The sequence below is a fragment of the Hoeflea sp. EC-HK425 genome (assembly GCF_902498795.1).
Taxonomy (GTDB): Bacteria; Pseudomonadota; Alphaproteobacteria; order Rhizobiales; family Rhizobiaceae; genus Hoeflea; species Hoeflea alexandrii.
Map to the genome: position 1 here is coordinate 3,251,121 of NZ_LR701572.1, position 26,024 is coordinate 3,277,144.

The following is a 26,024-nucleotide window of genomic DNA, read 5'->3' on the forward strand; positions in this document are numbered from 1 at the left end:
CCTATTCCGCTGCAAGGTTCTGCAGTTGTCTGTTCTCGTCCATGAAGGCTTTGAGGCGATCGAGCTGCTCGCGCGAGAAGCGAATCCCGAGCTTGCTCCTGCGCCACACCACATCTTCGGCGGCCCGGGCAAACTCGTATTTCATCTGGTAGCGGACTTCCGCTTCGGTCAGTCCGTGGCCGAAGTCCTCGCCGAGATCCTCGACTGAGCGCGCGCTGCCTAGGATCTCGCGGCATTTGAACCCGTAGCCCCGGACAAGCCGCTCACTTTGGCCGGGCTGCAAAAACGGATACCGCGAGCGGATTTCGGCAAGCAGGGGAGCAAAGCCCTCGACGCCGAATTCGCCGCCAGGCAGCACGCTTTCCCGTGTCCAGGCCCTGCCCTTGGCACCGATCGCGTCTTCCACCTTCCTGAGAACCGATTCCGCCAGGCGCCGGTAGGTGGTGATCTTGCCGCCAAAGACATTGATAACCTTGGCCTCTGCGCCGCCGTCGGCGCGAAGGACATAGTCACGTGTGGCTTCCTGGGCCTTGGACGCACCATCATCATAGAGCGGGCGCACACCCGAGAAGGTCCAGACGATGTCGTCCCTGGTCACCGGCTCGCTGAAATACTGGCTGGCGCCATCGCACAGATAGGCGATCTCCGCATCGGAGATGTTCACGTCGGACGGATCGCCTTCGAAATCCTGGTCGGTGGTGCCGATCAGGGTGTAATCCTGCTCGTAGGGGATGGCGAAGAAAATCCGCTCGTCCGAGTTCTGGAAGAAATAAGCCTTCGGATGCTCGAATTTCCGGCGGACGACGATATGGCTTCCCTGGACGAGACGCACATTGCCGGCCTTGTTCTGGCCGATCGATTCCCTGAGGATGTCATCGACCCAGGGACCGCCGGCATTGACAATGAGCTTTGCCCGCACCTGCCGTGTCGCCTTGCTTCCATCGGCCTGAAGCTCGATATCCCAGCCGTCGCCCGAGCGTCTCGCCGAGACCAGCTTGGTGCGGGTGAAGATGTCGGCGCCCCTTGCCTTCGCGTCCATGGCATTGAGCACAACCAGACGCGCATCATTGACCCAGCAATCGGAATACTCGAAGGCCTTGGCGAACTCATTCTTGAGCGGGCGGCCGGCCGGGTCGGTCTTCAGATCCAGAACCCTGGTGCCCGGCAGGATCTTGCGGCCGCCGAGGTGGTCATAGAGAAACAGGCCAAGGCGCAACAGCCATGCTGGCCGCATGCCCTTGTGGTGCGGCAGCACAAACCTCATCGGCCAGATGATATGCGGCGCCATCTTCAGAAGCACTTCGCGCTCGATCAGCGCTTCCCGCACAAGGCGGAACTCATAGTGCTCGAGATAGCGCAATCCGCCGTGGATCAGCTTCGTTGACCAGGAGGAGGTCCCGGAGCCGAGGTCGTTCATCTCCGCCAGTCCGACAGCGTAGCCACGGCCGGCAGCATCGCGTGCGATGCCACACCCGTTTATACCTCCGCCAACAACGAAGATGTCATAAACCCTGGACAATTCGACCCTCCCGGAACACGTCTCGCCGCCTCCAAAGCGAAACACCATCACAGAAAAAACGAAAATAATACGAATGTCAAACGAAATTCGCCGAAGACACTCATGTTCGGCGGGGTCCGAGAGCATGGCTGCGTCCGCAACCATGCGCGGCCCGAACTCCTTGGATCCGGCTTATTGGGCCCTGCATTGACGTCCAATGTCCAAAGACGGATGCCGGTGACGCATTCGAAGGTCGGTTCAATCTTCGTTTACGTCTTGCCTTGGTGCCAATGATCACTGAAAGTGCCGCGGATTCGGGCAGCCCGCCCGCCGCCGCCACCGATTTCAGGCGAGGAGCCGACATGACGCAGTCAGGGTATTCAACGGACCTTTTCAAGGGCAAGACGGTGGTTGTGACCGGCGCTGGCCGCGGCATCGGCCTTTCCGTGGCGCAGGCCTTTGCCGAGCATGGCGCCCGGGTGATTGCCCATAGCGGGCGGTCCGGCAGCGCCAAGGCATTTGCCGAAAGCCCGATAGAGCCCATCGAGGCCGATTTCCTGGATCGTGACGGCGTCAATGGCTTCGTCGATGCCGTCCTTGCGAGGACGGAAACAATAGACGTTCTCATCAACAATGCCGGGACGATGCACGGCAGATTCCCGGCGGGCGAGCTGACCGACGAACAGTACGACAGCCTGGTGATGCTCAACCAGACCAGCGTGGTGATGATCTGCCGCGGACTGCTGCCGCGATTGCGGACGGCTGAGAACCCGTCGATCGTGAACACGGTTTCGATATCGGCGCGGACCGGCGGAAGTCCCGGATCCTCGATCTACAGCGCGACCAAGGCTTTCGTGGCGACCTACACCAAGGCGATCGCCCGGGAACTCGCTCCGGAGGGAGTTCGCGCCAACGCGGTGTCGCCCGGCACGATCGAAACGGCGTTCCACGAGCGCTACTCCTCGCCCGAGAAACTGGAGAACACCCGAAAATCCATCCCGCTTCAGCGGCTTGGCACGCCTGATGATTGCGTGCCGTCCTTCCTGTTCCTGGCCAGCCATCAGCTCTCAGGCTATATCACCGGCCAGGTCATCGAGATCAACGGCGGACAGCTGATCGCGTAGAGGTTTTGCGGTGAAGCCGGTTGCCGCTGCTGGATTTTCTCTCGTCTCCCGGCAAACACCGCATCACGTCAACATTGCTTGAGAAATAGCGGCAACCCGGTGGCGGAGTGAAGACGTTTGTACAAGACAATGCCTCATGTAAATTTTGGACACGGCCTTCACCAAAGGCAGGTTGACGCCAGGCACTGACGAGGAAGGTGATCCGATCGCAGTCGCCTATGGCCGTGATTTCCCCGCTGGCAGCGGGCCGAAAGACTACTTGACCGTCCAACGCGCGTTGCGGTCCTTCTGCGCAAGCTACGCGGGATTGTCCTTCCAGCCTTCCCGGATCTCGCCAGCATTGATCGCTGGCTTCTCCTCCTCGCCACTGTGCTGCCTGGGAGCCTGGATGATTGTTGCTTCAACGATCCGGCCGCCCTTTGCCAAGCGGCCTGATCGCGAAAGATGTTTGTCGAAACAGGCAAACAGGTTGTCGATGGCCCGGCACGAACCAAGCTTTTGGCGAAACAGCCAGGTAGTCTTGGCACCATTGCCTGACAGACAATCGAAGCGCCGCCAAGAGCGGAAAGGTTGTCTTTCACATAGCCGTCCAAGCCGGGGGAGCGCTCGATCTTCGAACCATGCAGCCTGCTTACCCAAGCTCTGCAATCCGCGGTGTTCGCCGCTTTCACAAGAGCACTGCAGAAGGGTTTTGTCCCAAAGCCGGTCAGGCCGGGTGCGGCACACCCCTCGAAGAAAACGCCGTGGGCGCCAGGAAGCTGTTGGAGATATTGGCGACGACCTCGCCATGCGCCTCCTGGTGAGCTGCCCTCGCGGCAACCCATTCAGGGTCGGTTGCGAAAGCACCCCATTTGCGCTCGCGTTCCTCGAGTGACTCCCAGGCCAGGAAATAGGTCAGGTCATGGTTCGATTCCCCGACCACGGTGGTAAAGAAACCCGCCGTACGAATGCCAAGCCGATCCCAGATGTTGAGCGTGGTATCCTCGAAGCGCCTGAGCAGGACCGGCAATTTGCCGGGAACACAACGGTAGACACGCATCTCGTAGATCATCGGATTTCCTTCACTGGGGGGACTGAAACAGCTTTTGCTTTGAGGTCGCCGGCCATCAGGGGAACGGCAGGCCGGTGGTCATGCACCAACCGACCAGGGGGCCAGCGGATCAGTCCGCGATGACAACGCTCTGATCGGAAAAACGGATGGTCAGGGTTATCGCCCCCTCGTTCATCATCCATTTGCGCAAGGTATAGGTACGCAGGCCGGCCTTGTGAAACGGGTCGGCGTCGGCGATTTCGCGCGCTTCGGCGGCGGATTGGGCCCGCAGGATGATCATGCCACCCGAAGGGACATCATCGCCTTCCTCGTAGAAGGGCCCTGCCCCGAACAACTTGCCTTCACGCTCCAGCCTGACCTGATAGTCGAGATGTTCGGGCAGTAGCTTTGCGATCTCTGGAGATCTCGCCGGCGTGGTGGTCACCACGTAGAATTCCTTGCGCAGCATATTGGCGGTGAGCTGATCAGGCGTCTTGTCGGTCATGGGCGTCAGTCCCTGTGCATGCGGCGGCGGCAGTGGTCCAGTCGGCGAGGTCCGCCGGTCGAGCCGGCGAACCTCTTCAAGTGTGCTCAGCGCTTTTCAATACCGGCTGACTCGACAACCTTCTTCCAGGTTTCGATCTGCTGCTCGACCATGGTGCGCATTTCCTCGCCGGACATCGGTGACGGCTTTGCGCCCAGCTTTTCAATACGTGCAGCGACGTCCGGATCGGCGATTGCAGCGTGCACAGATGCGCGCACCTTGTCGGCAATGGCGCTGTCGACACCGGCCGGCATGCCCACGCCGGTCCAAGAAACAACGTCGAACCCGGGAGCAACGGTTTCAGCCAGTGTCGGAACGTCGGGCTTGTCGGGCCAGCGTTCCTTGGAGGAGACAGCCAGGATGTCGAACTTCCCGGCGTCCTGCTGCGGCGTCATGATGGTGCCGGTGTCGATGACAACGTCAACTTCACCACCAAGCAATGCCGTGGCTGCGGCTGCACCGCCCTTGTAAGGAACGTGGATGAAGTCAGCCCCGGTTTCGAGGTCCAGCAGTTCGCCTGTCAGGTTCTGGGTCGACCCAACGCCCGAGTGGCCGATCTTGATGGTTCCGGGCGCGGCTTTCGCCTTGGCGATCAGATCCTCGATGTTCTCGTAGGCACCAGCCTGGGCTGCGACAAAGAACGGGAACTGGCCGATGGTCGAGAGAAAGGTGAAATCGGCCAGGGGATCAAACGGCTGCGAATTGTAGAGTGCTGCCGAGACGGCGTGACCGCCGACCATCAGCTGAATGGTGTAGCCGTCGGGATCGGATTTCGAGACGAAATCGGAGGCGACATTGCCACCGGCGCCCGGCTTGGATTCGACCACGACGGGCTGGCCCAGGTCCTTGCTCATGGGTTCTGCCAGCAACCGGGCCACGGTGTCGGCGTTGCCGCCGGCGCCAAAGCCGATGATAAAGCGGATGGATCGTTCAGGATAAGCGTCCGCGGCAAACGCGGTGCCTGACATCATGGCTACAACTGGCAGTGCCAGCATGAGTTTCTTCAACATAATTTACCTCCCGATAGTTGACGGTCTAGCTTGAGTTTGAAGGCCTCAGACCGAGTAAGGCCCGCCTTGCGTGTTCTTGTCCTTCAAGGCTTTGCGATGTGAAACGATTGCGGAACCGATGGTGAAAGCCAACAATGCGGCCCCGCAGAAAACCAGCGTTGCACTGATGGGACGGGTGACGAACACCGAGAAATCACCGCCATAGAGCAGCATGGTGCGGCGGAAGTTTTCCTCGAGCATCGGCCCCAGCACGAAACCCAGCAAGAGTGGCGCGGGTTCGAAGCGATAGCGCCTCATGACATACCCGACGATCCCGAAGACCAGTGTGAGCACGACGTCGGTGATGCTGCTGCGATGCGAATAGACACCGACGCAGATCAGCAGCACGATGGCGGGATAAAGCCGGTAATAAGGAATGCTGAGCAGTCGAACCCAAACCCCGATGAGCGGGATATTGATGACCAGCAGGATGATGTTGCCGACAAAGAAGCTGGCGATGACACCCCAGAACAGTTCCGGCTCGTCGATAATCAGCCGTGGTCCGGGAACGATGCCGTTGAGGATCAGCGCACCGATGATCAGCGCCATCACCGCGTCACCCGGCACTCCGAGGGTGAGCGTGGGAATGAAGCTCGTCTGCGCGGCCGAATTGTTCGACGCTTCGGGGGCGCAGAGCCCGGGCAGATGGCCCTTGCCGAATTTTTCGGGCGTGCGGGAAATCCTGCGCTCGAAGGCATAGGCCATGAATGACGCAATCGCCGCACCGGTTCCGGGCAAGGCGCCGAAGAAAGCACCAATTGTTGCACCGCGCCCGACCGGCTTGACCATCGAGCGCAGTTCGGCGCGGTTGGGGAAGATATCTCTCAGGGTCAGCTTGATCTGGGTCTTGCGGGGCTCGTGACTGGCGGCGTTGCGGATGATTTCGCTGAGACCGAACAGTCCCATGGCCAGCGAGACCAGGCTGATACCGTCCGCGAGTGCATCAGTTGCCACAAAGCGGTACTGACCGGTGCTGGCGTCGGAGCCGACCATACCAAGCGCAATGCCAACCAGCGCCATCGAGAACGCACGCAGGTGCGAGCCGGAACTGATCAGCGATGCCGCGACAAGGCCGATCGCTACCAGCATCGTGTATTCCGGCGCGCCGAATTTCAGTGCAAAGGTCGCCATCGGAATGGCTGCCATAACCACCACCGCAACCCCGATCATGCTGCCGACGAACGAGGAGAGCGCAGTTACCAGCAAGGCAAAACCCGCGCGTCCGTCACGGGCCAGCGGATAGCCTTCAAGACAGGTCACCACCGAGGAGGGTGTTCCGGGGAGATTGAGCAGGATCGAGGCGATTGCCCCGCCATACTGCGAGCCATAATAGATCCCGGCCAGCAGGATGACCGAGCTGGTCGGATCCAGGTAGAAAGTCACCGGCAATAGCAACGAAATCGCCGTGATGGCGCCAACACCGGGAAGCACACCGATCACCTGGCCGAGAAACACCCCGAAAAAGGCGTACATCAGGACTTCGGGCTGCAGGACCACTGAAAGGCCGAGGATGAACTGATCGATCATCGCCTCATCTCCCGAACACGGTCAGTGGCAAACCCAGGGCCACGATGAACAGGAAGTATCCGGCCAGCGTAACAGCGGCGGAGTAAATCACGATGCTGAGCAGTCCGGCGCGACTGTTGGCGAGCTTGGAGACCGCAACAGCACAGAACATTGCCGGCACCAGGCCTGCAGGCTCGACGAGCGTGACGAAGATAAGGACAGCGGCGCTGACGAAGATCAGGGCACGCCAGTGGATGGGCTCGTCATAGCTCTGGGCTGTACCGCGCAGGTCGGACACAAGAATACCCAGCCCCATGGCCACGAGCGCCACGGCGATCACTCGCGGCATGAAGCCCGGCCCCATCTGGGTGAGGCTGCCGGCAGAATAGTTCCAGGAAATCATCAGAATGGCGAGGCCAAAGCCAACCAGCACCGTGCCGCTGATCGCCTGTCGCCAGACATTCCTGTCGCCTCCCGGTTTTTCGCCCTCCAGCGTATTCACCACTTAAGTCTCCTCCCTCGCCAGCGCCCGGTTACGGTGCTGCCGGTCTTGTTTCGTAGGCAGCCTGCAGCGGCGTTGGCTCGGAAACGCCGAGCCTTTGCGCCAGTTCCGACAATCGTTTCAATGTGCCCTTGGCGATAGGAATGCCGTCACGGGTGCGCTGATCCGCCATGGCAAACCCACGTTCTCCGGGCATCAGGACAGCCTCTGTGCCGCTTGCTGCGGGCAAGCCCCTGATCGAGGCCACAAGCTCGGCAATCTGCCGGGCGAAGACATCGGCATTGGTAAATGCCTGAATGTTGAGCGCCAGCGCCAGCCCGTTCATGGTGGCGCTGCGCCCGGAGAGAGCCTCGGAGATCACCGGATTGGAGACAAGCACGCTTGCCAGGATCTCGATCATCAGAGACAGGCCGGAGCCCTTGGGACCGCCAAGCGGCGTAAGGGTGACGATCTTCTGCGGATCGGTCGAAGCAGCGCCATCCTTGTCGATACCCCAGCCTTCCGGCACCATCGTCCCCGCGTCCTTGGCGGCCATGATCTTGCCGAGGGCCACGTTGGATGTGGACATGTCAAGCAGCAGCGGATTGCCTGCCGCCGGCACCGCGATGGAAACCGGGTTGGTCGAAACCCCCGAGACACGCGCGCCATGATAGGCCATCAAGGGGCCGGAGGCGGTCATGACGATGCCAACATACCCGCGCCTTGCGGCCTGCATGGTGTAATAGCCTATGGCACCCGCGTGGGTGATGTTGCGTGCCGAACACCAACCGATGCCTAGCCGGCCGGCGATATCCACCGCTTCATCCATGGCCCCCAGCATGGACGAAGCGCCCGGCGCGCCGTCCGCCTCGAGAATGGAGACGGCGCCGTTGCTGCTTTTGACTTCGGGGGTCGCGACAGGATTGATCTTGCCCTGCTCGACCATCTCGACATAGCGCGGAATGCGCAGTACGCCGTGCGAATCTGCCCCGCGCGCATTGGCCCAGACCAGCACGCGGGCGGTCTGCTCGGCGTGCACCGGCGCAAAGCCGCCACCGGTCAGAAGCGCTGCCGCATAAGTCTGGAGATCCTCTGCGCGATAGAGCGTCATGACGTCTGTCGCAGCGGAGTTGGAAAGAACTTGTCGAGCCATGCCTGAACAAGGGTCCTGGTGTGAGGCTCGTCTTCGTCGGACAACGGGAAGTGCGACATGCCGGTGGGGATCATCAACTCGGCGTTGGCGCCGGCCTTCTCGAACAGGCGGATCGACTGCTCCATCGGGGTGATGACGTCACCGGCGGTGTGAAACAGCAGCAGCGGACGCGGCGCGATGTCGGCAACCACGTCGTCAGCTCGGAAATTGTACATGCTGATAGCGGTTTCGACAGGAACCTCGAACTGCGCCTTGGGCGAGAGGTTGTAGCGAAGCTCCTCGGGGATCGGCACGACATCGAAGCGCGATACCCACATGCTTTCGCCGGTTTCGGCCTTGTGCTTGCGACCGGCTTCGAGAATGCCGGTGAATTTTTCCCAGGCTTCAGGCGTCGGATGCTGGCCACGGAACTTGCGTTCGCCGTCGCCCCAGCCGCAGAACGACATCACGGCCGCGATGCGCTCGTCGATGCCGCCGGCGAAGATCGCAACGGCCGCGCCAAAGCTGTGGCCGGTCACGCCGATACGGGCCGGATCAACCTCCTCACGCCCGGAGATGAAAGTGACGGCGTTCTTGGTATCAGCAACCTGGTCGAAGCAGCGAACCTCGCCGCGGGCGCCTTCGCTCTCACCGCAGCCGCGGAAATCGATGCGGAAGACGCAGTATCCCATGCCCTCGATCATACGCGCCAGCAGCTCTACATGAGACTTGTCCTTGGTGCCAACAAAGCCGTGCAGCACGATGAAGGTCGGCAGTTTCTGTCCAGGCGCTCGGCCTTCGGGCACGTGCAGCACGCCTGACAGTTTCAGGCCGTCGGACATGAATGAAAGTGGATGCTCCATAGTCTCTTATCTCCGCATGGATAGTGCTGAACCGATGCCCGGCATCAGGAACGGCCTGTCCAAGATTTACAAAAGGCATCGAACGCCACGAGATGCTTGCCAAGGAATGCTGCCGTGTCCTCGTGGGTAACGATTCCCGCCTCGACATCGACCTTGCCCTTGGCACCGCCAATCTGGATCTCCGGCTTCGCCATGATCCGCATGTCCTGGGAATGCAGGGTCTGACGCAGGCTCTCGTGCACCCGGGCGCCGCCCAGAAGCCCGGGCGAAACCGTCCAGATAGCAACCGGCTTGGCTGACAGCGGGAGCGGATCAAGCCGCGAAAGCCAGTCGATGGCATTTTTCAGCGCACCAGGGATCGACCAGTTGTACTCCGGCGTTACGATCAAAAGCGCATCGACAGCGGAGATTGCCGCCGCCAGTTCGGTCACCGACGCAGGAATACCCTCGTCCAGAATGTCCTGATTGAAATGCGGCAGGCTCTCGGTGCTCGGCAGAATGGTTACATCCATCCCACTTGGCGCCAGGGCGGATGCACTGCGTGCGACCGCACGCGACAGGGACGCCTTGCGCAAAGAGCCTTCGAGAATTCCGATCTTGGTCATGTGGGACTCACTGGTTTTCTTGTTGTTTCAGGATCGCGGCTTCAGGCCGGGGGCGCACCCCAGGGGAACTTGTGCTGCAGCCAGGGCTGCGGCGCAGGTGTGCCCCACACATTCATGACGCGGACATTTTCCGGGCGCTTGAGCGCGGTAATCACATTTGGCTCGTAGCGCGCATCATCGTGGATCATCGCCATGCCGCCGGCCAGCTCCACCATCGCGCCGCAGGCATCTATGTAATAGGCGTAGGTATTGTCGCCGGGCCGGTGACGACCGGGACCCCAGACGATCTCCTTGCCGATGGTGTCGAGGCGATCACCGAGCTGGCAGTAGTCGCCGAATTCGGCAATCTCAAAGGAGTAGTGATGCAAGCCCGTCGGGCTGCGCACGATGCCGACACAATGGTGCAGCAGATTGGCGCCCCGCATCCAGCTCAGGCCGTCATCGACCATCCGCTCGGACAGTTTCAGCCCCATGATCTGTTCGAACTGGGCCCGGGTTTCCGTCGGTTCCGGAGACGTCAGGTTGACATGGTCAAGGCGCAACGCGCCTACACCGAGTGTGAAATTCCGGCGTCCGTATGTGTCATCCTCGATCGGCGTGTGAACCTCGATGACATGGCCCTGCGGCGTGAGAAAGCTGACCCCCGCCTCGCAACAGCCCAATGATGGTTTTTCGGACACCAGCTTGCATCCGGCAGCTTCGACCCGGCTAGCGGCTTCGCGCACCGCATCGGCCGACAAGGCGTCGAAACCGATCGAGCGAACGGAATTCTCGTCAGCCTTGTGCAGAACCAACTCCGCCTTCCGGCCACTGCAGGACAACCAGACGGTGTTCGCATCCCGATTTGTAACATGCAGCCCCAGGATATCCGTGGATTCCCTGACCAGAGCTTCAACGTCGACCACATTCAACTGCACGTGTCCGATCGCGTTGACCAGATAGCTCATTCACCCCTCCTGCCGAGTCTGTCGTTCTCCAAATTCGACCTAGCACACATATTCGGACACCTCAATTATTTTCGAATATTCTCGCATAGTCGAATAATACGGTTTCTTTCGGATCCATTGGTTGCTGACCGTGAAACCCTTTCGCCACACTCCTGGCCCTCATTCCTCATCGGCAACAGGATTGGACAAGGTGCCAATTCCCTCGATCTCGATCTCGACCACATCACCGGAATTGAGAAACTCCGGAGGTTTGCGGGTTGAGCCGAAACCGCTGCAGGTGCCGGTGACGATGACATCTCCCGGCTCAAGCGGCGTGAAGGTGGAGATGTAATTGATCAGATAGGGAATATCGAAAATCATCCGCGAGGTGTCGGTGCGCTGCTTTTCAATCCCGTTGACGCGGGTAACCAGCGATAGCGGCCATTGCGGCATATCATCCGCCGTCACCATCCAGGGACCGAAGGCCCCTGTCCCGACAAAATTCTTCCCCGGCGTGAATTGATGGCTGTGTTTTTGCCAATCCCGAACACTTCCATCATTGTAGATCGAGTAGCCGGCAACATGGTCGAGCGCCCGGTCGCGGGAAATATGACGGCCACCCTGTCCGATAATGACGGCCAATTCGCCCTCGAAATCTAGCTTTGCAGACGAACGAGGCCGCAGCAATGAGGCGCCGTGGCCGATCTGGGAAGCCGGCAGACGCAGGAACAGGACCGGATACTCCGGCGCCTTCAAAGGATCGCTTCCAGGTTCGAAATAGTTGATCGCCGCCATCACGATCTTGGACGGATTTGGGATGACCGGATCCAGAACGACATCGGCCAGCACATGATCGACGGGTCGCCCTGCCAATGTATCCGCATCCGGACACCCCGCAGCGATGAAAGCACGCAGATCCTCAGCCTCGCCTCCCAGATCCACAATACCATCGTCACGCAGCAGGCCCCATGATGGGGCGCCTGACTTCCGGAAAGACAGGAACTTCATTCAACTCTCCAGCTATTTTCGAAAATCATAGTATCGTTGAAAACAAATTCGTAAAGGCGCTTGTGCGCTTACCCACCGTTCCTGGCATCGGAGGATGGATTGCCGGTCGCCGGGAATGGGCGCGGTCAAAGCCCCTGTACCCATCCCATATTTTCGAATATGTGCCGCCGATTGAACATTGCCAAAAATCGGCTATCAATGAATGGCGGATTTTTCAAAGGCTGAAGGGAGCCCACCCTGACCATCGATCTCACCAAGCCCGGACGGCACGACCCCTCCAAGCCCGAGCCGTCCGGCGGACGCGATATTCTCGAGCGCCTGCGTTCGGACATCGTCAGCAGCGTCTATGAACCTGAGACACGGTTGAAATTCGCTGACATGACCAAACGCTACGATGTCGGAATCGGCACCCTGCGCGAGGGATTGTCACAGCTGGTTTCGGAAGGGTTCGTCACGCTTGAAGCCGGCAAGGGCTTCCGCGTCGCCCCGGTTTCACGCGAGGAACTGATCGAGATTACCGAGCATTTCATCGAGCTTGAGAAACGGGCCCTTACCGATGCCATTGCGCACGGTGATGACGATTGGGAAAGCCAAATCGTTGCTGCTCATCATCGTCTCAGCAAGATTGAAAAACTGCCCTGGGCTGAGAGGATGGGGTTCCATTCGACTTGGGTGGAACGTCATCGTGATTTTCACCGGTCTCTCATCGCTGCCTGTCAAGGCGCATGGCTGCTCAGGTTGAGAACCTTGATGTTTGATCAGCTTGACCGGTATCGTTTCCTCACGAAGATGAATCCCGATGGACTGGGAAAAAGGAAATTTGAAGAGCACCGCCTGATAATGGAGGCCACTCTGGCCCGCGACACCGACAAAGCAGTTAAACTCATTGAAGACCACATCCGAGACACATCGGAACGGGTCGTCAAGTTACTTTGAATAGCAAATATTCCATGTTTCCTGTCGAGGCTCGCTGACGCCGGGTCAGAGGCAACAACATGACTGGACGTCACTATGAGGCTTTAAAGGCGGTAATTAGCTCAACGGCGCCGGATGGATGAAGGGCCAGGGCGAACTGTCCGAACCGCGCGGTATGCTCACCTCGATCACTACCGGTTCATTGGCGTCGAGAGCTTCGGCGAGCTTGCCGCGAAGCTCTTCCGGGCTGTCGGCTTTCATCGCCATCACGCCGAATGACTTGGCCAGGGCCACGAAGTCGGGGTTCTCGAGGTCGGCGCCAAGCAGCCGGTTGCCATAGACCGTCTGCTGGTCGCGGCGCACATTGCCGTAAGCCTGATTGTTGAAGACGATCGCCACCACCGCGATGCCGAACTGTTTAGCTGTCGCCAGTTCCTGAACCCCGAACATGAAACCGCCGTCGCCGGAAACCGAGACAACCGCCTTGTCGGGATTGGCAACCTTCACACCCAGCGCGGTGTTGAAGCCGAAGCCGAGGTTGTCCTGGTAGCCGCAGGTGACATAGTGCCGGGCGGCATAGACCGGAAAGCACATCCGCGCGGTGAAGCCGACCTGGGAGACCTCTTCGACAAAGAAGCCGTCGCGCGGCAGCACGTCGCGGATCACGCGCAGATAGCCCTCCTGCGGCTGAACACTGGTCAGCGCTTCGGCGGCATCCGCCTTCAGCTTTTCGAACTCGGTCTGCCGCGACGATCGCACCGGCAGGCCCTTCAACTCGTCAATCAGGGCGCGAACACCGGCAGCCGAATCCGTCACCAGACCGACATCGGGCTTGAGCCGCACCATCTCGGTCGGATCAATGTCCAACCGCACGACCTTCAACCCCTCGGGCATCCAGCGCCAGCGGAAATACTGCAGTTCAAGCCGCGAGCCGATGCCGATCAGCAGATCGCAATTCTGCCAATAGTGCCAGGCCGCCGGCGGCAAGAGCGCGAGCGGATCATCATCGGGCAATATGCCCTTGCCCGAGCGATGCGCGGTCACCGGCGCCTGCAGCAAGCGGGCCAGTTCGGCGACTTCGGCTTCGGCACCGATGGCGCCGGATCCGAGCATGATCATCGGGTTCTTCGCCGCGCGGATCAACGCCGCGGCTTTTTCCACGGCCTCTGGGTCGGGACGCGGCGCGGCAACAGGCTGCACGGCTTTCGGCAAGTCGACCTCGGCCGCCATGCCGAACACATCCCAAGGGGCTTCAATGCCAACCGGCCGCTGACGGCCCGACAGCATCTGCCTGAAACCCTCATCCATCACCGCGCCGGCTTCCGTCGGGTGATTGATCCGCTCGGCCCACTTGGTCAGCCCCTTCAAGGTTCCGAGATGGTCTGGCAGCTCATGCAACTGCCCCCGGCCCTGACCGATCAGGTGCGACATGATGTTGCCGGTCAGGCAGATCACCGGCGCATTGGCGCCATAGGCGGTGCACAGCGCTGCGCCGGAGTTCAGAAGACCAGGCCCCGGCACCACCGTATAGGCCCCCACCCGCCCGGTGGACTTGGCATAGCCATAGGCCATGTACCCCGCGCCCTGCTCGTGGCGGGTATGGATAAAGCGGATGCTCTCGGCTTCGCGCGCGATCGCATCGTTGAAATCATACATGTGCGCGCCGGGAATGCCGAAGACGGTATCCACGCCGTTGGCAATCAGCGACTTGGCCATTATTTCGCCGGTGGTCATGCGGGGCATGGGATCATCCTACTTTGCAATGCTGAGAATCTGGACGGTGGTGTATTCGCGCAAGCCTTCTTCGCCAAATTCGACGCCGATGCCGGATTGCTTGACCCCGCCCATCGGAACCGTCGGATTGAGCACGCCGTGCCGGTTGACCCAGCGCGTCCCGGCAACGAGCTTGCGCGCGACCTTTGCCGCCTCTTCCGGGTCATTGCCCCAGGCCGAAGCCCCAAGCCCGACTTCGAGCGCATTGGCCCTGGCGATCGCATCGTCGAGATCACCGTACCGGATCACCGGCAGAACGGGGCCAAATTGTTCCTCGTTGACTACCCGCATCTCTTCTGTGGCGTCTGCGATGATTGTCAGCGGGTAAATATAGCCCTTGCCGTTCGGTTTTTCGCCGCCGGTCAGGATGCGCGCACCCTTGGTCCGGGCGTCTTCAACCAGCTCGACAATCTTGTCGAACTGCATCTTGTTGGACAGCGGCCCGATCAGCGTATCCGGTTCGGCGCCATTGCCGACCTTGATGCCGCCAACGAAGTTCGCGAGCCCTTCACACACGGCATCATAATCATCATCATGCACATAGAGCCGCTTCAGGCACGAGCAGGTCTGGCCTGCATTGATGAAGGATCCCCAGAACAGGTCTTCCATCCGCTTGCTCATGTCGGTGCCGGGCAAAACGATGCCTGCATCGTTTCCGCCAAGCTCGAGCGTCAGGCGCTTGAGCGTCGAGCCTGCCCGCTCCATGATGCGCCGCCCCGTCGCGATCGAGCCGGTGAAGGCGATCTTGTCGATGTCGGGATGGCCTGAGATCCGGTCACCGACCTCTGCGTCGCCCGTAACGACATTGAGCACCCCCGCAGGAAGGATACCGGCCTCGGTGATCATTTGTACCAGCCTCAATGTGCTCAAGGGCGTGTAGGGTGACGGCTTCATCACCACGGTGCAACCCGCCCTGAGTGCTGGCATGACATGCCAGACCGCGATCATCAGCGGCCAGTTCCAGGGCGTTATAGAGGCCACGACACCGACCGGTTCCCGGATCAGCTCCACACGTTCCTCATCGGTATCGATGAGAACTTCCGGCTCCACCGACAGCCCCTGCGTCACCCGGGTCCAGGCGACACAGCCACCAACCTCGAACGGCGCTCCCGGCCCGGCCTGAGGCTTTCCCTGCTCGGCAGTGATCAGCGCGGCAAGCTCTGCCTGATGCGCCTCGATAAGATCGGCGATCTTGCCAAGTGCTTCCTGACGCTCTGCATCCCGTTTCGCAGCCCAGCCCGGGAATGCCCGTTTGGCAGCAGCTACCGCATTGTCGAGATCCGCGACCGATCCCTGCGGGCAAGCTGCCAGCACCTCGCCGGTCGCAGGATTGATGACGTCGAAACTCTCCCGCGCATCAACCGCTTTTCCATCAATGATGAGTGAGTAGGTCATCGGATGTCTCCTCCCTTGCACATGGCAATCCAGAATATTTTCGGCTTTGCAATTCGAAGCGTCAGATCCAGAACGTCACCAGCCAGTAGCTCAGCGCCGGAAACGCGATCAGCAGCACAATCCGCGTCAGCTCCGACAGGATGAAGGGAATGGTTCCCCTGAAGATTTCCCGTGTCGGGATGTCCTTGGCGATGGCGGAAATGATGAACAGGTTCATGCCGACCGGCGGCGTGATCATGCCGACTTCGACAACAACCAGCGTCAAGATGCCGAACCAGATCGCCTGCTGTTCCGGCAGCAGTCCGAAATCGAGGCTCATCACCGTCGGGAAGAACACCGGAACCGTCAGCAGGATCATCGACAGGCTGTCCATGACGCAACCCATCACCAGGTAGAAGACCACGATACACAGCAGCACCACCATCGGCGCGACTTCGGCCGCCATGAACCAGTCGGCGAGCGCCGTCGGCATCCGTGACAGCGCCATGGCCACATTGAACAGGTCGGCACCAAAGATGATGACGAAGATCATGGCGCTGGCCGCGGCGGTGTCGATCAGACTGGTGATGACGGCCTCAAGCGTCAGTTCGCGGGTCAGCAATCCGGCAAGCGCCGTCAGCACCACGCCAACCGAGGCCCCCTCTGCCGGCGTGAAGAAGCCTCCATAAATGCCTCCGAGCACGATCACGAAGATGGCAACGATGTGCCAGACCTGGCCGAGACTTCTGAACCGCGTCCTGAGGCTGGCAGGCTGCTGTGACGGGCCTTCCTCTGGATAGAGCCGGACATAGATCGCGATGGTGATCATGAAACCGACAATTGCCAGAAGTCCCGGCAAGGTCGCGGCCAGGAACAGCTTGACGATATTCTGCTCGGTGAGCAGCGCATAGATGATGAGCACGATCGAGGGAGGAATGAGGATTCCCAGCGTGCCGCCGGCAGCGAGGCACCCCGACGCCAGCGCGTCGGAATATTTGTGCTTGCGCATTTCAGGCAATGCCACCCGCGCCATGGTAGAAGCGGTCGCGATGGAAGATCCGGAGATTGCGCCGAACATGGCGCACCCGGCGACCGAAGCCATGGCAAGCCCGCCGCGGAAATGGCCGATCCAGGCATTGGATGCGGAAAACAGAGCGGCGGAAATCCCGGTTCGGGTCGCAAGGTTTCCCATCAGGATGAACAGCGGCACGATGGCAAGCTCATAGGACAGGAAACGGTCGGGCCAGGCAGAGGCGATGTAGGCCTGGAGGCCCGCCACGCTGGAAAGAGCCGCGTAACCGGCAGCACCAACCAGGCCCATGGCAAGACCGATCGGCGCCCGAAGCAGGATTGCGCCAAGCAGGACAACGACCATGATGATGGAAAGAAATGTGGGATCCATGGTCAGTGTCCAGTCGGCCCGGCGATGTCGTCACGCCAGAGAAATGTTTGCGCCAGCGCGATCAGGCTGGACAGTCCGGTTCCGATGATGGCGGGGATGAACGCCCACCACATCGGTATCTTCAAGAGCATCGAGCGGTCGTCATAGGCACGGATTTCCTCCATGCCCCTGAACATGAGCAGGAACAGGCAGGCCCAGGCCAGCGCGAAGGCGAAGGTCCAGAACCGGTCGATGCGGGCAACGATCTTTTCAGGCAGCCAGTTTGTGAAAAGGTCGACCATGACGTGGCCCTTGTTCAGCTGGCACAGCGGCAGGAACAGGCCTGCCGCGTAGACGCAGGACATCTGCACCAGCTCGAAATCACCGGTAACGCCGCGCAATCCGACATTGCGCATGATGACCGACACGGTGACGATCAGGGCCACCGTCAGAATGACGGCGCCACCTGCAGCGCCCGAAAGCGTCGCGAGCCGCAGCAGCCAGGTGTGCAGGGGGGAGTGTCCCCCCTGCTGCGCCGGCCAGAGACTGGACCAACTCGACATGCCTAGCTGTCCAGCAGCTCATTGGCGCGCGCGATGATCGCCGCGCCGTCATGGCCTGCGTCGTTGAGGGTCTTCTCCCAGTTCGCGTAAACCGCCTTGGAGGCTTCCTGCCAGCGGGCGATTTCATCAGCCGCGATTTCCACGATCTCGTTGCCGTTCTTCTCGACAATGCCGCGGCCAACCGCTTCGAACTGGTCGAAAGTCTGGCCGATGCGCTGCGACAGGGCAATGCCGCTGTTGGCGTCGATGACACCGCGCAGATCGTCCGACAACCCTTCGTAGGAGGCCTGGTTCATCAGCAGCGTGTTGGTGTTGGCGTAAAGACCACGCGCACCCGGAGCGGCTTCGCAGGAGAACTTGGTGAGCTCCTGCAGCTTGAACGGCGGCACCACTTCATAAGGCAGGCAGCAGCCGTCGATGACGCCATTGCTCAGTCCGACAACCATTTCGGTGACCGGGAAGAACACCGGCTCCGCGCCCATCGATTGGAGCAGCTCGCCCATTGCCGAGTTGGGGCTGCGGATCTTCATGCCTTCAAGATCGGCCGCAGTGCGGATCGCTTTGTCGCGCATGTGCAGCTTGCCGCCATCATGGCTCCAGTAGGCGAGGTTCTTCATGCCGGCATATTCGTCGCCACCGAATTCATCCATCAGCGTGTGAAGCGCAACGGAGGTTTTCTCGGCATTTGTCACCATGAACGGCAGACCCATGGTCTCGGCAACGGGGTAGCGACCGGGCGTGTAGGTGGGCAGCGCCCACGCAATGTCGACGATGCCGTTCTTGACCTGGTCAGCCAGCTGCGGCGGCTTGCCGCCGAGCTGCATAGCCGGAAAGATCTGAACCTCGATGGCGCCGTTGGATGCATCCATGATCTCCTTTGCCCATGGCTCGAAGAACTTCGAGTGCATTGGCGCCACGGGTGGCAGGAAATGGTGCAGGCGCAAGGTAACTTCGGCGGCCCTGGCGTCCCGGATGAAAGCCGGGGCAGCAATCGCCGCGGCCATCCCGCCCAGCACCTGGCGGCGTGAGATTCTGAATGATGTCATTTTCTTTCTCCTCCTTCGGATCCCGGGATCCGTTCAATGAGAAACGGGGTCTATTCCCCGCTTCAGGCTAGGTCTGCGCCGTCCGGAATTTTCCGCGCCAACAGCTGCCGGTCACCTGGCCTCGCAAATCAGCAAGGACCCCGCTTTGCCGGCCTGGCCTCTCACCAGGACCGGTGTGCGGCACGCCCGGCGGGGGTCTCGGCATCAAACCATCCCTCAAGGGTCGGCAATCACCGCCAGTGCGTCGGGAAACCTGTCGCTCCTTCTCCTCGCGCAATTTGTGAACAAGAATAATTGTTATGTCAATGAACAATTATTCTTGTGTCGCTTATATCGACACCGACGGGTCGCGGCGTGCCCGGTCCCGTAGCGGACATCCGTCCGATCGCACTCACGCGGCGGCTGGTCAGTCCAGAACCGGCATGCTCCCCGCTACTTTTTCTTCTCGACCTCAAGCCGCTCGACCGCTCCGGCGCGCAAGGTTTCCACCTGGCTGAGCAATGCCTGGGGATCGACAAAGACATTCGGGTCCCCGGGCTTGCGGGCCAGATGTTTCTGTCGGTTCTCGTCGAGATTGTTGGAAAACCCGTGGGTGGTCAGGTGGACTTCGACCTTCTCGTCACCGGTCTCGACCAGGGCGCGCACCCGGTCGACGCTTTCGATGTAGGCCTCAACCTGGGTTGGGCCGTCGATTGCATTGAGACCCAGCCCTCCAATGGTGATTGCACGATACGTGTCATCGCCATCCCTTGCGTCAAAGAGATAGGAAGCGGTTCCCCAGGTGTGTCCGGGCGTTTCCACCACTCTGAAGCTGTTGCTGCCGAGTTCGATCGTGTCGCCGTCCTTGACCACCATATCAGGCTCGATCATCTTCCAGGCGCGCGGCGTGGATTCCGATTTCCGAGCGGATTCGACAGCCTCGTCCCAGCCGCCCTGCGTCATCACGAACCGGGCATTGGGCAGCAATGGCTTGAGCGCTGCGGCACCACCGACATGGTCGAAATGGCCATGGGTCATCAGCACGTACCTGATGTCGGCGAAGTCAACGCCGGTCGACTTGAGGTTCTCGATAAGCTGGCCGATGAACGGGCCATACAGCGTATCGATCAGCACATATCCGTCGTCGGTCTGAACCAGCCAGGACGACACCCAGCAGACCCCGACATAGTCGACATTGTCGAAGGGCTTCCAGGGCTCGACCTTTTGCGCCTCGGCGTCGTTGAGCCACTTGCCCAGGTCCGGCGGCATCTTTCCGGTACGCCCGAACTCCACGAAACGTTCAAGGATCGCGCCTGACGGGCAGCCGTCGAAAAGCGATTGCGCCGAGGCATCAGGCGTTGCGGACATCACCATCATGCCGGCGATCAGGGCGGCGCCGGAGGCCGCCTTTATGCCAGTCCAAACCTTGCCTGCTTTCATCTGCTCATCCTCCCTTTGCATGTATGGCGCCTCTTTACCCGCGCCCCTGATCGGCCTGATGGTCATTCCGCCAACGGAACCAGCCTGCCCGGATTCATGATCCCTTCAGGATCGAGGGCCCGCTTGATGGCGCGCATGGCGTCAAGTTGCGCCGGCTCCTTGAGCGCGCGCATCACATCCAGCTTGCTTTGTCCGATTCCGTGCTCGGCGCTGAAGGAGCCGTTCAAGCGCCTGAGCAACTCGAACGCCTTTTCCTTTGCCCGCCCGAGCGGAAGGGTCTGCCAACGCTCGCGGTCGGAACAGACCAGCGCATAATGAAGATTGCCGTCTCCGAGATGACCGATGGTAAGGGTCTCGAATCCGAGCGCGGCAGCCATCTCGTCCATCTCCTGGAGAAACCAGGAAATGTTCGCCAGCGGCAGCGAGATATCGAAGTGATAGGAGGCTCCATATTCCAGGATGGCCTCAAGCACGGATTCGCGCATGCGCCAAAGATCCGAACGTTGCTGCTCCGACGTCGCGATCGCCGCGTCGAGCAGGTCACCTGATTCCATCATTTCCTCGAGAACCAGAAGCAGCTCCGTGGCAAGGTGAGTGGAACCGGTGTCGTCGGCCTTGGCGTCTGACACCCGGCTTGACCCGACTTCCAGCAGCACGCCTGTCTCCACCGGTCCCTCGAGCGGCGACCTCAGCTCTGGAAAGGCCTTTTCCACCGCGCCGAGAACCGGTGCCGGAACATATTCGAATGCCTCGACCGACTGACCGGTGCGGTCCTGGATCCGGTTGAGCGCCTGAACTGCAGCATCGACCGAGGTCATCGACAGGAATGCCGTAACGCGCGTCAATGGCTTCGGGAAAAGCCTGAACACTGCAGCCGTAATGATGCCGAGCGTGCCTTCGGAACCGATCAGCAGGTCCTTGAGATCATACCCCGTGTTGTCCTTGCGCAAACCGGTCAGCCCGTTGAAAACCGAGCCATCCGGCAGGACGGCCTCGAGCCCCAGACACAACTCCCGGGTGTTTCCGTAGCGTACCACATTGGACCCACCGGCATTGGTCGCCAGGGTTCCGCCGATGCTGCAACTGCCCTTGGCCCCGAACATCAGCGGAAAGAACAGCTCGCGTTCGTCCACATAGGCCTGGAGGGCCTCAAGAACCACGCCAGCCTCGGCAACCACCGTACGGCCCGCCTCGTCGAAGTGGCGAATGGTGTTCATGCGCGACAGCGACAGGACAATGGAGGGAGTGACTGATGAAGGAATACCGCCTCCGGCAAGGCCGGTGTTTCCACCCTGCGGGACGATGCAAACTCCGGCCGATCCGCACAGCTTGACGATCCGCGATACCTCATCCGTCCTCGAGGGACGTACAACGGCGATCGCATCTCCGGAAAACTGCCGCGTCCAGTCAATCAGATAGCCGGCCATATCGGCGGCATCGATCAGGACGTGCTTCTCACCGACGATAGCACAGAGCTCGTCGATCAACGCCGCAGATGCGTCCTTCAATGGTCTGACAGCTTCACTCAAGTCCCACTCCCGCCAGCCTTCGAAGGCCCGCCCCACTCCATCCAAAACTAACATGGTACATGGTAGATGCGATTGTCAACCACCATGTATCATGTTAGCAAGACCCATGAGCAACAGCCTGAAACCTATCGAGCAGCCGGTCTCCCTGATGGAGGTCACGGTTGACCGTATCCGCGACGCGATCATCTCCGGAGACTTGCCCCTGGGGTGCAAATTGTCAGAGCAGCGGCTCGCCGACATGCTCGGCATCAGCCGTTCGCCGGTACGCGATGCGCTTGCCGCTCTTCAGGTCGAAGGCCTTGTCACGATTTCCCCCAAGCGCGGCTCGTTCGTCTTCACCCCCGACCTGAAGGCCGTCGACGAGATCAGCGAGCATCGTTGTATTCTGGAAAAAGCGTCCATTCGCAAAGCCATCGCCAACAATCACCCAGCGCTGCTCAAGCGTCTCGCAGATGCTTGCGGAAAAATGACAGAGGCATCTCGGCTGGAGGACGCCCTCAAATACACCAAGGGTGATATCGACTTTCACAACTCGATTATCATCAGCGGCGGGAACCATTCGATCGCATCATCGTACAAGCGGACGATCGGCCCGCTTATGGCATTACGAACCCATCTCTTCACAATCATGAACGAGACCTTGGACAGGTCGATGGGTGAGCACCTGGCAGTACTTGAGGCTTGCCGATCCAAAGATGTGAAGGAAGCGGAAAAACTCATTGATGTTCATGCGACCCATCTCGTCGATGCTTATCGAAGGGCCTTGTCCGAAACAACGCTTTTTGACGGACTCTCTACAACAGCGGCGTAAACCCGCCGGGGACCACCGCGGTCAAATCAGGACACGCTGACGCCCGCTCATCAGATGCCGCTTGTTGAAGCCAAACCCCTCTTCAATGGGTGAAGTCATGAAGGCATCTGAGCTGTCCGGCATCAAGGCAGCGGCGCCCCCGCATGATTGCGACTTCCGCGACAACGCCGATATCAAACATCCAGAATTAGCTGCAGGCGCGCCGAACGGCGTCACGCCAAACGGCGCGAATAGTCTTGGCTGAGTCCGGGACCATCCGCGGCTCATAGCGCTTGCTGCGCATGTCGGGCAGCCATTCCTGTCCGAGCGCACGGAACGCCATCGCCGCTGCCCCCAGTGCGCTGACCTCCTCCACCACGGCGCTTTCCACAGGACGTTGCAGCAGGTCGGATTGCAGTTGCATCAGGAACGCGTTGGACGAAGCGCCGCCATCGGTCCTGAGCCCGGCAAGCCGCTCGCCGACATCGGACTGCATCGCCTCGAACACGTCGCTGATCTGCAGGGCAATGGCTTCGAAAGTGGCCCGGGCGACATGCGCCGGCTTGGTGCCATGGGTCATGCCGGAAACCGTGCCCGTGGCATGATCGTTCCAGTGCGGCGCACCGAGCCCGGACAGTGCGGGCACGAAGGTGACCCCGCCTGCCGTCTCCACGGTTTGCGCCAGCGCGGAAAGCTTGCCGGCATCGCCGATCCCCAGAAGCCCCGCAATGAAGGCGGCCGCCTGCGCCGAAACAAGAATGTTGCCCTCAAGCGCATAGGCCGTGCCGGACTTGTCTGTCCAGGCGATGGTGCCTGACAGTCCGTGGCTGGAGGTGACGCGCTGCGGGGTCAGCGTCATCAGCGATGAGCCGGTGCCATAGGTCGCCTTGACGGTGCCGGGTTTGTGAACGCCGTGGCCATAGAGCGCCGCATGGCTGTCTCCCATCATGGCCATGATGGGAATGCCGGGGGGAAGGCTGGTTGCGTCCCGAGCAGTCTCTCCGAAGCGGCTGTCCGAAGGCCGCGGAGTGGGCAGGCAGGATGTCGGCGTTCCAAAAATCTCCGCCAGTTCGTCGCTCCAATGAAGTAGTTCGGTATCGAACAATTGCGTCCGCGAGGCATTGGAATGGTCGGTCGCAAACGTCGCTCCGGACGTCAGGTTCCACAACAGCCAGCTGTCGACGGTGCCGGTCCGCAGACGCCCCTGGTCGAGCAGGCGCAGGGCCTCCGGCCGGTGCTTCAGCATCCACGCCAGTTTCGAGGCGGGAAACATCGGGTTGATCCCGAGCCCCGTTGCCGCTTCAACGGCTGCGTTGTGTCCGGCAGCAATCAGTGCCGCGCATTCGGGCGCGGTCCGGCTGCATTGCCACAGGATTGCCGGGCCAGCCGGTTTGCCGGTTTCCGCGTCCCACGCCACGATGGTTTCGCGCTGGTTGGAGATGGCGATGGCGTCGATGCTGCGGCCCTTCAGCTGCGCAGCAACGGCATCGATCACCGACCGGGTGTTGTCCCATATCGCAATGGACGATTGTTCCGCCCAGCCGGGATGCGGATAGTCCGTGGTTGACGGTGCGGAGGCTTGGGCATGGATATGGCCGCTCTCGTCGACCACCAGTGCCTTGGTGTTGGTCGTTCCCTGGTCGATCGCCAGAACAAGCATCGATCAGGCTCCCTTGCGGCGGATCGCAATGCGGGCAGCACTCGCAATGCCCTCGCGGCTCAGGCCGAATTCCTCGAACAGGCTGGCGATGGAGCCGGTCGGCATGAAGCCGGGAAAGCCGACCCGTTGCACCGGCACCGGATGGGTTGCGGAGGTGCATTCCGCCACCGCGCCGCCGAGGCCGCCGCGATCGAGCGCTTCCTCGACGGTGACGATGGCTCCGGTTTCCCTGGCCGCCGAGATCACTGCGTCGGTATCGAGCGGGGTAATCGTGTGCATGTTGAGAACACGGGCCGAAATCCCTTCCGCGGCCAGGGTCTCCGCCGCTTCGATGGCCAGGTGAACCGTGGTGCCGTTGGCGACGATGGTGACATCGCTCCCCGCTCTCTGCAGTTCCGCCTTGCCGGGCGTGAAAACACGGTCCGGCAGGTCGAGGGTCGGCACCTTCATCCGCGAAAGCCTCAGATAGACCGGCCCCTCGTGGGCCGCCGCCCATTTCACCGCTTCGGCGGTTTCCCAGGCATCACAGGGCGCGATCACGGTGATCGGGCCAAGCGCCCTGAGCCAGGCGAAATCCTCGATCGAGTGATGGGTGGCCCCGAGTTCGCCGTAGGCGATACCGGATGACTGGCCCACCAGCTTGACGTTGAACCCTGCATAGGCGACGTCCGCCTTGATCTGCTCGAGCGCCCGTGCGGTCAGGAAACAGGAGGCCGCGGAGACGAACGGAATCCTGCCGCCATTGGCGAGGCCCGCGGCGACCCCCACCATGGTCTGCTCGGCAATGCCGACATTGACGGTGCGGCCGGGAAACTTCTCCTGGAAGCCGCCGAGATTGGACGAGCCGACCGAATCATTGACCACGACGACGATGCGCTCGTCAGCAGCGGCGAGTGATTCCAGTGTCTCGGCCCAGGCCTTCCGGCAATCAAAACCCGGGGCGGCGGTTGCTGCAGCGACAGCCATCAGACCAGTTCCTTCATTGCTTGCGCGAATTGCTCCGCGTTCGGCACGCCATGGTGCCATTTCGCCTGGTTTTCCATGAACGATACGCCCTTGCCCTTGACCGTGTTGGCAATCACGCACAGCGGCTTGTCGCGAGTACCCACCGGTGCGCCAAGGGTCTCCAGCAGTTGCCCGTAGTCATGGCCGTCGATCTCGACAACGTGCCATCCGAAGGCGCGGTATTTGTCGTCAAGCGGGTCCAGCCCGGCCGTGTCCTCGGTCCGGGCACCCTGCTGCAGCCGGTTGCGGTCGATAATCAGCGTCAGGTTCTTGACCTTGCGGTGGCCCGCGGTCATGGCCGCTTCCCAGTTCGAGCCCTCCTGCTGCTCGCCGTCGCCGGTCAGCACGTAGGTGCGGTAGTCCGCTTTGCTGATCTGTCCGGCTATGGCGATGCCAAGCGCCACCGGAAAACCATGGCCGAGTGGTCCGGTATTGGTCTCCACCCCCGGCAGGTACTGGCGGTTCGGGTGACCGTTGAGCTTAGAGTGGTGGCCCATATAGGTGTCGAGCCAGTCTTGCGGGAAGTAGCCCGCGGCACACAGCGCCGTGTAGAGCGCGCCGGTCGCGTGGCCCTTGGACATGACGAAGCGGTCCCGGTCGGCCCGGTCGGGCCGCGCGGGGTCGTAGCGAAGCACACCGAAATAGAGCGTCGCCAACACGTCGATCGCGGAGAAGTCTCCGCCCAGATGGCCCAGCTGCTTGGCATAGACCATCTTCATGGCCTGCTGCCGCATCCACAGCGCCTTGGCGCGGATGACGGCGTCGGAATTGTCGGTTTTCAAAGCGTGGGGCATCCGCCTGTC

General features: G+C 60.9%; 25 protein-coding genes. 3 read left to right on the forward strand and 22 right to left on the reverse strand.

The features are described from left to right. Position 1 precedes the first annotated feature (1 nt). Entirely contained in the window at positions 2-1,567 is a 1,566-nt protein-coding gene (gene glpD / locus SPHINGO391_RS18410) for a glycerol-3-phosphate dehydrogenase (protein WP_152011624.1), read from the reverse strand. Between the two features lie 293 nt (positions 1,568-1,860). Here glpD and SPHINGO391_RS18415 point away from each other — a divergent pair, with 293 nt between their 5' ends. Then, a complete protein-coding gene (locus tag SPHINGO391_RS18415) occupies positions 1,861-2,622 on the forward strand; it encodes an SDR family oxidoreductase (protein ID WP_244615238.1) in 762 nt (253 codons plus the stop codon). A gap of 297 nt (positions 2,623-2,919) precedes the next feature. On the opposite strand, the gene SPHINGO391_RS25125 is transcribed toward SPHINGO391_RS18415, so the two are convergent. The 11 genes from SPHINGO391_RS25125 to SPHINGO391_RS18465 form a co-directional block, all read right to left on the reverse strand. Beyond that, positions 2,920-3,261 (reverse strand): hypothetical protein, encoded by a 342-nt coding sequence (locus SPHINGO391_RS25125; protein WP_210385793.1) that lies wholly within the window; start codon positions 3,259-3,261, stop codon positions 2,920-2,922. Positions 3,262-3,328: 67 nt separating this feature from the next. Next, positions 3,329-3,673 (reverse strand): NIPSNAP family protein, encoded by a 345-nt coding sequence (locus tag SPHINGO391_RS18420; protein WP_152010209.1) that lies wholly within the window; start codon positions 3,671-3,673, stop codon positions 3,329-3,331. A gap of 109 nt (positions 3,674-3,782) precedes the next feature. Beyond that, positions 3,783-4,157, reverse strand: a complete 375-nt coding sequence (locus tag SPHINGO391_RS18425; protein WP_152010210.1) for a YciI family protein — start codon at positions 4,155-4,157, stop codon at positions 3,783-3,785. 86 nt (positions 4,158-4,243) lie between these two features. Next, entirely contained in the window at positions 4,244-5,206 is a 963-nt protein-coding gene (locus SPHINGO391_RS18430; protein WP_152010211.1) for a tripartite tricarboxylate transporter substrate-binding protein, read from the reverse strand. 45 nt (positions 5,207-5,251) lie between these two features. Next, entirely contained in the window at positions 5,252-6,772 is a 1,521-nt protein-coding gene (locus tag SPHINGO391_RS18435; protein ID WP_152010212.1) for a tripartite tricarboxylate transporter permease, read from the reverse strand. A gap of 4 nt (positions 6,773-6,776) precedes the next feature. Beyond that, positions 6,777-7,256: a tripartite tricarboxylate transporter TctB family protein gene (locus tag SPHINGO391_RS18440; RefSeq protein ID WP_152010213.1), complete on the reverse strand. Its 480-nt coding sequence runs from the start codon at positions 7,254-7,256 to the stop codon at positions 6,777-6,779. A 28-nt stretch (positions 7,257-7,284) separates the two neighbouring features. After that, positions 7,285-8,385 carry an Ldh family oxidoreductase gene (locus SPHINGO391_RS18445; protein WP_244615240.1) on the reverse strand — a complete coding sequence of 367 codons (1,101 nt, stop codon included), beginning with the start codon at positions 8,383-8,385 and terminating at the stop codon, positions 7,285-7,287. After that, a complete protein-coding gene (locus SPHINGO391_RS18450) occupies positions 8,340-9,227 on the reverse strand; it encodes an alpha/beta fold hydrolase (protein ID WP_152010214.1) in 888 nt (295 codons plus the stop codon). The genes SPHINGO391_RS18445 and SPHINGO391_RS18450 overlap by 46 nt, the downstream gene beginning before the upstream one ends. A gap of 44 nt (positions 9,228-9,271) precedes the next feature. Then, positions 9,272-9,832, reverse strand: a complete 561-nt coding sequence (locus SPHINGO391_RS18455) for an NADPH-dependent FMN reductase (protein WP_152010215.1) — start codon at positions 9,830-9,832, stop codon at positions 9,272-9,274. 41 nt (positions 9,833-9,873) lie between these two features. After that, on the reverse strand, positions 9,874-10,779 hold the full coding sequence (locus tag SPHINGO391_RS18460) for a VOC family protein (protein ID WP_152010216.1): 906 nt from the start codon (positions 10,777-10,779) through the stop codon (positions 9,874-9,876). Positions 10,780-10,938: 159 nt separating this feature from the next. Then, positions 10,939-11,766, reverse strand: a complete 828-nt coding sequence (locus tag SPHINGO391_RS18465) for a fumarylacetoacetate hydrolase family protein (RefSeq protein WP_152010217.1) — start codon at positions 11,764-11,766, stop codon at positions 10,939-10,941. A gap of 306 nt (positions 11,767-12,072) precedes the next feature. On the opposite strand from SPHINGO391_RS18465, the gene SPHINGO391_RS18470 reads away from it, so the two are divergent. Beyond that, complete coding sequence (locus SPHINGO391_RS18470) at positions 12,073-12,702, forward strand: FCD domain-containing protein (protein WP_280177941.1); 630 nt, start codon at positions 12,073-12,075, stop codon at positions 12,700-12,702. A 96-nt stretch (positions 12,703-12,798) separates the two neighbouring features. Here SPHINGO391_RS18470 and SPHINGO391_RS18475 read toward each other — a convergent pair whose 3' ends face one another. The 7 genes from SPHINGO391_RS18475 to SPHINGO391_RS18505 form a co-directional block, all read right to left on the reverse strand. Next, on the reverse strand, positions 12,799-14,424 hold the full coding sequence (locus SPHINGO391_RS18475) for a thiamine pyrophosphate-dependent enzyme (RefSeq protein WP_152010218.1): 1,626 nt from the start codon (positions 14,422-14,424) through the stop codon (positions 12,799-12,801). 9 nt (positions 14,425-14,433) lie between these two features. Beyond that, positions 14,434-15,849, reverse strand: coding sequence for an aldehyde dehydrogenase family protein (locus SPHINGO391_RS18480; protein ID WP_152010219.1), 1,416 nt, complete (start codon positions 15,847-15,849; stop codon positions 14,434-14,436). 61 nt (positions 15,850-15,910) lie between these two features. Further along, positions 15,911-17,230: a TRAP transporter large permease gene (locus SPHINGO391_RS18485; protein ID WP_152010220.1), complete on the reverse strand. Its 1,320-nt coding sequence runs from the start codon at positions 17,228-17,230 to the stop codon at positions 15,911-15,913. 2 nt (positions 17,231-17,232) lie between these two features. Beyond that, a complete protein-coding gene (locus tag SPHINGO391_RS18490; protein ID WP_152010221.1) occupies positions 17,233-17,772 on the reverse strand; it encodes a TRAP transporter small permease in 540 nt (179 codons plus the stop codon). Between the two features lie 2 nt (positions 17,773-17,774). Continuing rightward, positions 17,775-18,818 (reverse strand): TRAP transporter substrate-binding protein, encoded by a 1,044-nt coding sequence (locus SPHINGO391_RS18495; RefSeq protein ID WP_152010222.1) that lies wholly within the window; start codon positions 18,816-18,818, stop codon positions 17,775-17,777. Between the two features lie 432 nt (positions 18,819-19,250). Continuing rightward, on the reverse strand, positions 19,251-20,237 hold the full coding sequence (locus SPHINGO391_RS18500; protein WP_244615243.1) for an MBL fold metallo-hydrolase: 987 nt from the start codon (positions 20,235-20,237) through the stop codon (positions 19,251-19,253). Between the two features lie 62 nt (positions 20,238-20,299). Next, complete coding sequence (locus SPHINGO391_RS18505; protein ID WP_193217343.1) at positions 20,300-21,766, reverse strand: FAD-binding oxidoreductase; 1,467 nt, start codon at positions 21,764-21,766, stop codon at positions 20,300-20,302. A 106-nt stretch (positions 21,767-21,872) separates the two neighbouring features. On the opposite strand from SPHINGO391_RS18505, the gene SPHINGO391_RS18510 reads away from it, so the two are divergent. Beyond that, positions 21,873-22,577, forward strand: coding sequence for a GntR family transcriptional regulator (locus SPHINGO391_RS18510; protein WP_193217344.1), 705 nt, complete (start codon positions 21,873-21,875; stop codon positions 22,575-22,577). Between the two features lie 187 nt (positions 22,578-22,764). Here the strand turns inward: SPHINGO391_RS18510 and SPHINGO391_RS18515 are convergent, their stop codons facing one another. The 3 genes from SPHINGO391_RS18515 to SPHINGO391_RS18525 are packed head-to-tail and all read right to left on the reverse strand — an operon-like array spanning position 22,765 to position 26,015. Continuing rightward, entirely contained in the window at positions 22,765-24,216 is a 1,452-nt protein-coding gene (locus SPHINGO391_RS18515) for an FGGY-family carbohydrate kinase (protein ID WP_152010225.1), read from the reverse strand. A 3-nt stretch (positions 24,217-24,219) separates the two neighbouring features. Then, positions 24,220-25,182, reverse strand: coding sequence for a transketolase C-terminal domain-containing protein (locus SPHINGO391_RS18520; protein ID WP_152010226.1), 963 nt, complete (start codon positions 25,180-25,182; stop codon positions 24,220-24,222). Beyond that, positions 25,182-26,015, reverse strand: a complete 834-nt coding sequence (locus SPHINGO391_RS18525) for a transketolase (RefSeq protein WP_152010227.1) — start codon at positions 26,013-26,015, stop codon at positions 25,182-25,184. The genes SPHINGO391_RS18520 and SPHINGO391_RS18525 overlap by 1 nt, the downstream gene beginning before the upstream one ends. Positions 26,016-26,024 lie beyond the last annotated feature (9 nt).

Bases quoted from the DNA above. Each gene is read 5' to 3' on its own strand.
- SPHINGO391_RS18485 (WP_152010220.1), bottom strand. From the start codon at position 17,230: ATGGATCCCACATTTCTTTCCATCATCATGGTCGTTGTCCTGCTTGGC.
- SPHINGO391_RS18515 (WP_152010225.1), bottom strand. From the start codon at position 24,216: ATGCTTGTTCTGGCGATCGACCAGGGAACGACCAACACCAAGGCACTG.
- SPHINGO391_RS18520 (WP_152010226.1), bottom strand. From the start codon at position 25,182: ATGGCTGTCGCTGCAGCAACCGCCGCCCCGGGTTTTGATTGCCGGAAG.
- SPHINGO391_RS18490 (WP_152010221.1), bottom strand. From the start codon at position 17,772: ATGTCGAGTTGGTCCAGTCTCTGGCCGGCGCAGCAGGGGGGACACTCC.
- SPHINGO391_RS18500 (WP_244615243.1), bottom strand. From the start codon at position 20,237: ATGAAAGCAGGCAAGGTTTGGACTGGCATAAAGGCGGCCTCCGGCGCC.
- SPHINGO391_RS18450 (WP_152010214.1), bottom strand. From the start codon at position 9,227: ATGGAGCATCCACTTTCATTCATGTCCGACGGCCTGAAACTGTCAGGC.
- glpD (WP_152011624.1), bottom strand. From the start codon at position 1,567: ATGGTGTTTCGCTTTGGAGGCGGCGAGACGTGTTCCGGGAGGGTCGAA.
- SPHINGO391_RS18430 (WP_152010211.1), bottom strand. From the start codon at position 5,206: ATGTTGAAGAAACTCATGCTGGCACTGCCAGTTGTAGCCATGATGTCA.
- SPHINGO391_RS18455 (WP_152010215.1), bottom strand. From the start codon at position 9,832: ATGACCAAGATCGGAATTCTCGAAGGCTCTTTGCGCAAGGCGTCCCTG.
- SPHINGO391_RS18495 (WP_152010222.1), bottom strand. From the start codon at position 18,818: ATGACATCATTCAGAATCTCACGCCGCCAGGTGCTGGGCGGGATGGCC.
- SPHINGO391_RS18475 (WP_152010218.1), bottom strand. From the start codon at position 14,424: ATGCCCCGCATGACCACCGGCGAAATAATGGCCAAGTCGCTGATTGCC.
- SPHINGO391_RS18445 (WP_244615240.1), bottom strand. From the start codon at position 8,385: ATGGCTCGACAAGTTCTTTCCAACTCCGCTGCGACAGACGTCATGACG.
- SPHINGO391_RS18460 (WP_152010216.1), bottom strand. From the start codon at position 10,779: ATGAGCTATCTGGTCAACGCGATCGGACACGTGCAGTTGAATGTGGTC.
- SPHINGO391_RS18510 (WP_193217344.1), top strand. From the start codon at position 21,873: ATGAGCAACAGCCTGAAACCTATCGAGCAGCCGGTCTCCCTGATGGAG.
- SPHINGO391_RS18525 (WP_152010227.1), bottom strand. From the start codon at position 26,015: ATGCCCCACGCTTTGAAAACCGACAATTCCGACGCCGTCATCCGCGCC.
- SPHINGO391_RS18435 (WP_152010212.1), bottom strand. From the start codon at position 6,772: ATGATCGATCAGTTCATCCTCGGCCTTTCAGTGGTCCTGCAGCCCGAA.
- SPHINGO391_RS18480 (WP_152010219.1), bottom strand. From the start codon at position 15,849: ATGACCTACTCACTCATCATTGATGGAAAAGCGGTTGATGCGCGGGAG.
- SPHINGO391_RS18420 (WP_152010209.1), bottom strand. From the start codon at position 3,673: ATGATCTACGAGATGCGTGTCTACCGTTGTGTTCCCGGCAAATTGCCG.
- SPHINGO391_RS18465 (WP_152010217.1), bottom strand. From the start codon at position 11,766: ATGAAGTTCCTGTCTTTCCGGAAGTCAGGCGCCCCATCATGGGGCCTG.
- SPHINGO391_RS18425 (WP_152010210.1), bottom strand. From the start codon at position 4,157: ATGACCGACAAGACGCCTGATCAGCTCACCGCCAATATGCTGCGCAAG.
- SPHINGO391_RS18415 (WP_244615238.1), top strand. From the start codon at position 1,861: ATGACGCAGTCAGGGTATTCAACGGACCTTTTCAAGGGCAAGACGGTG.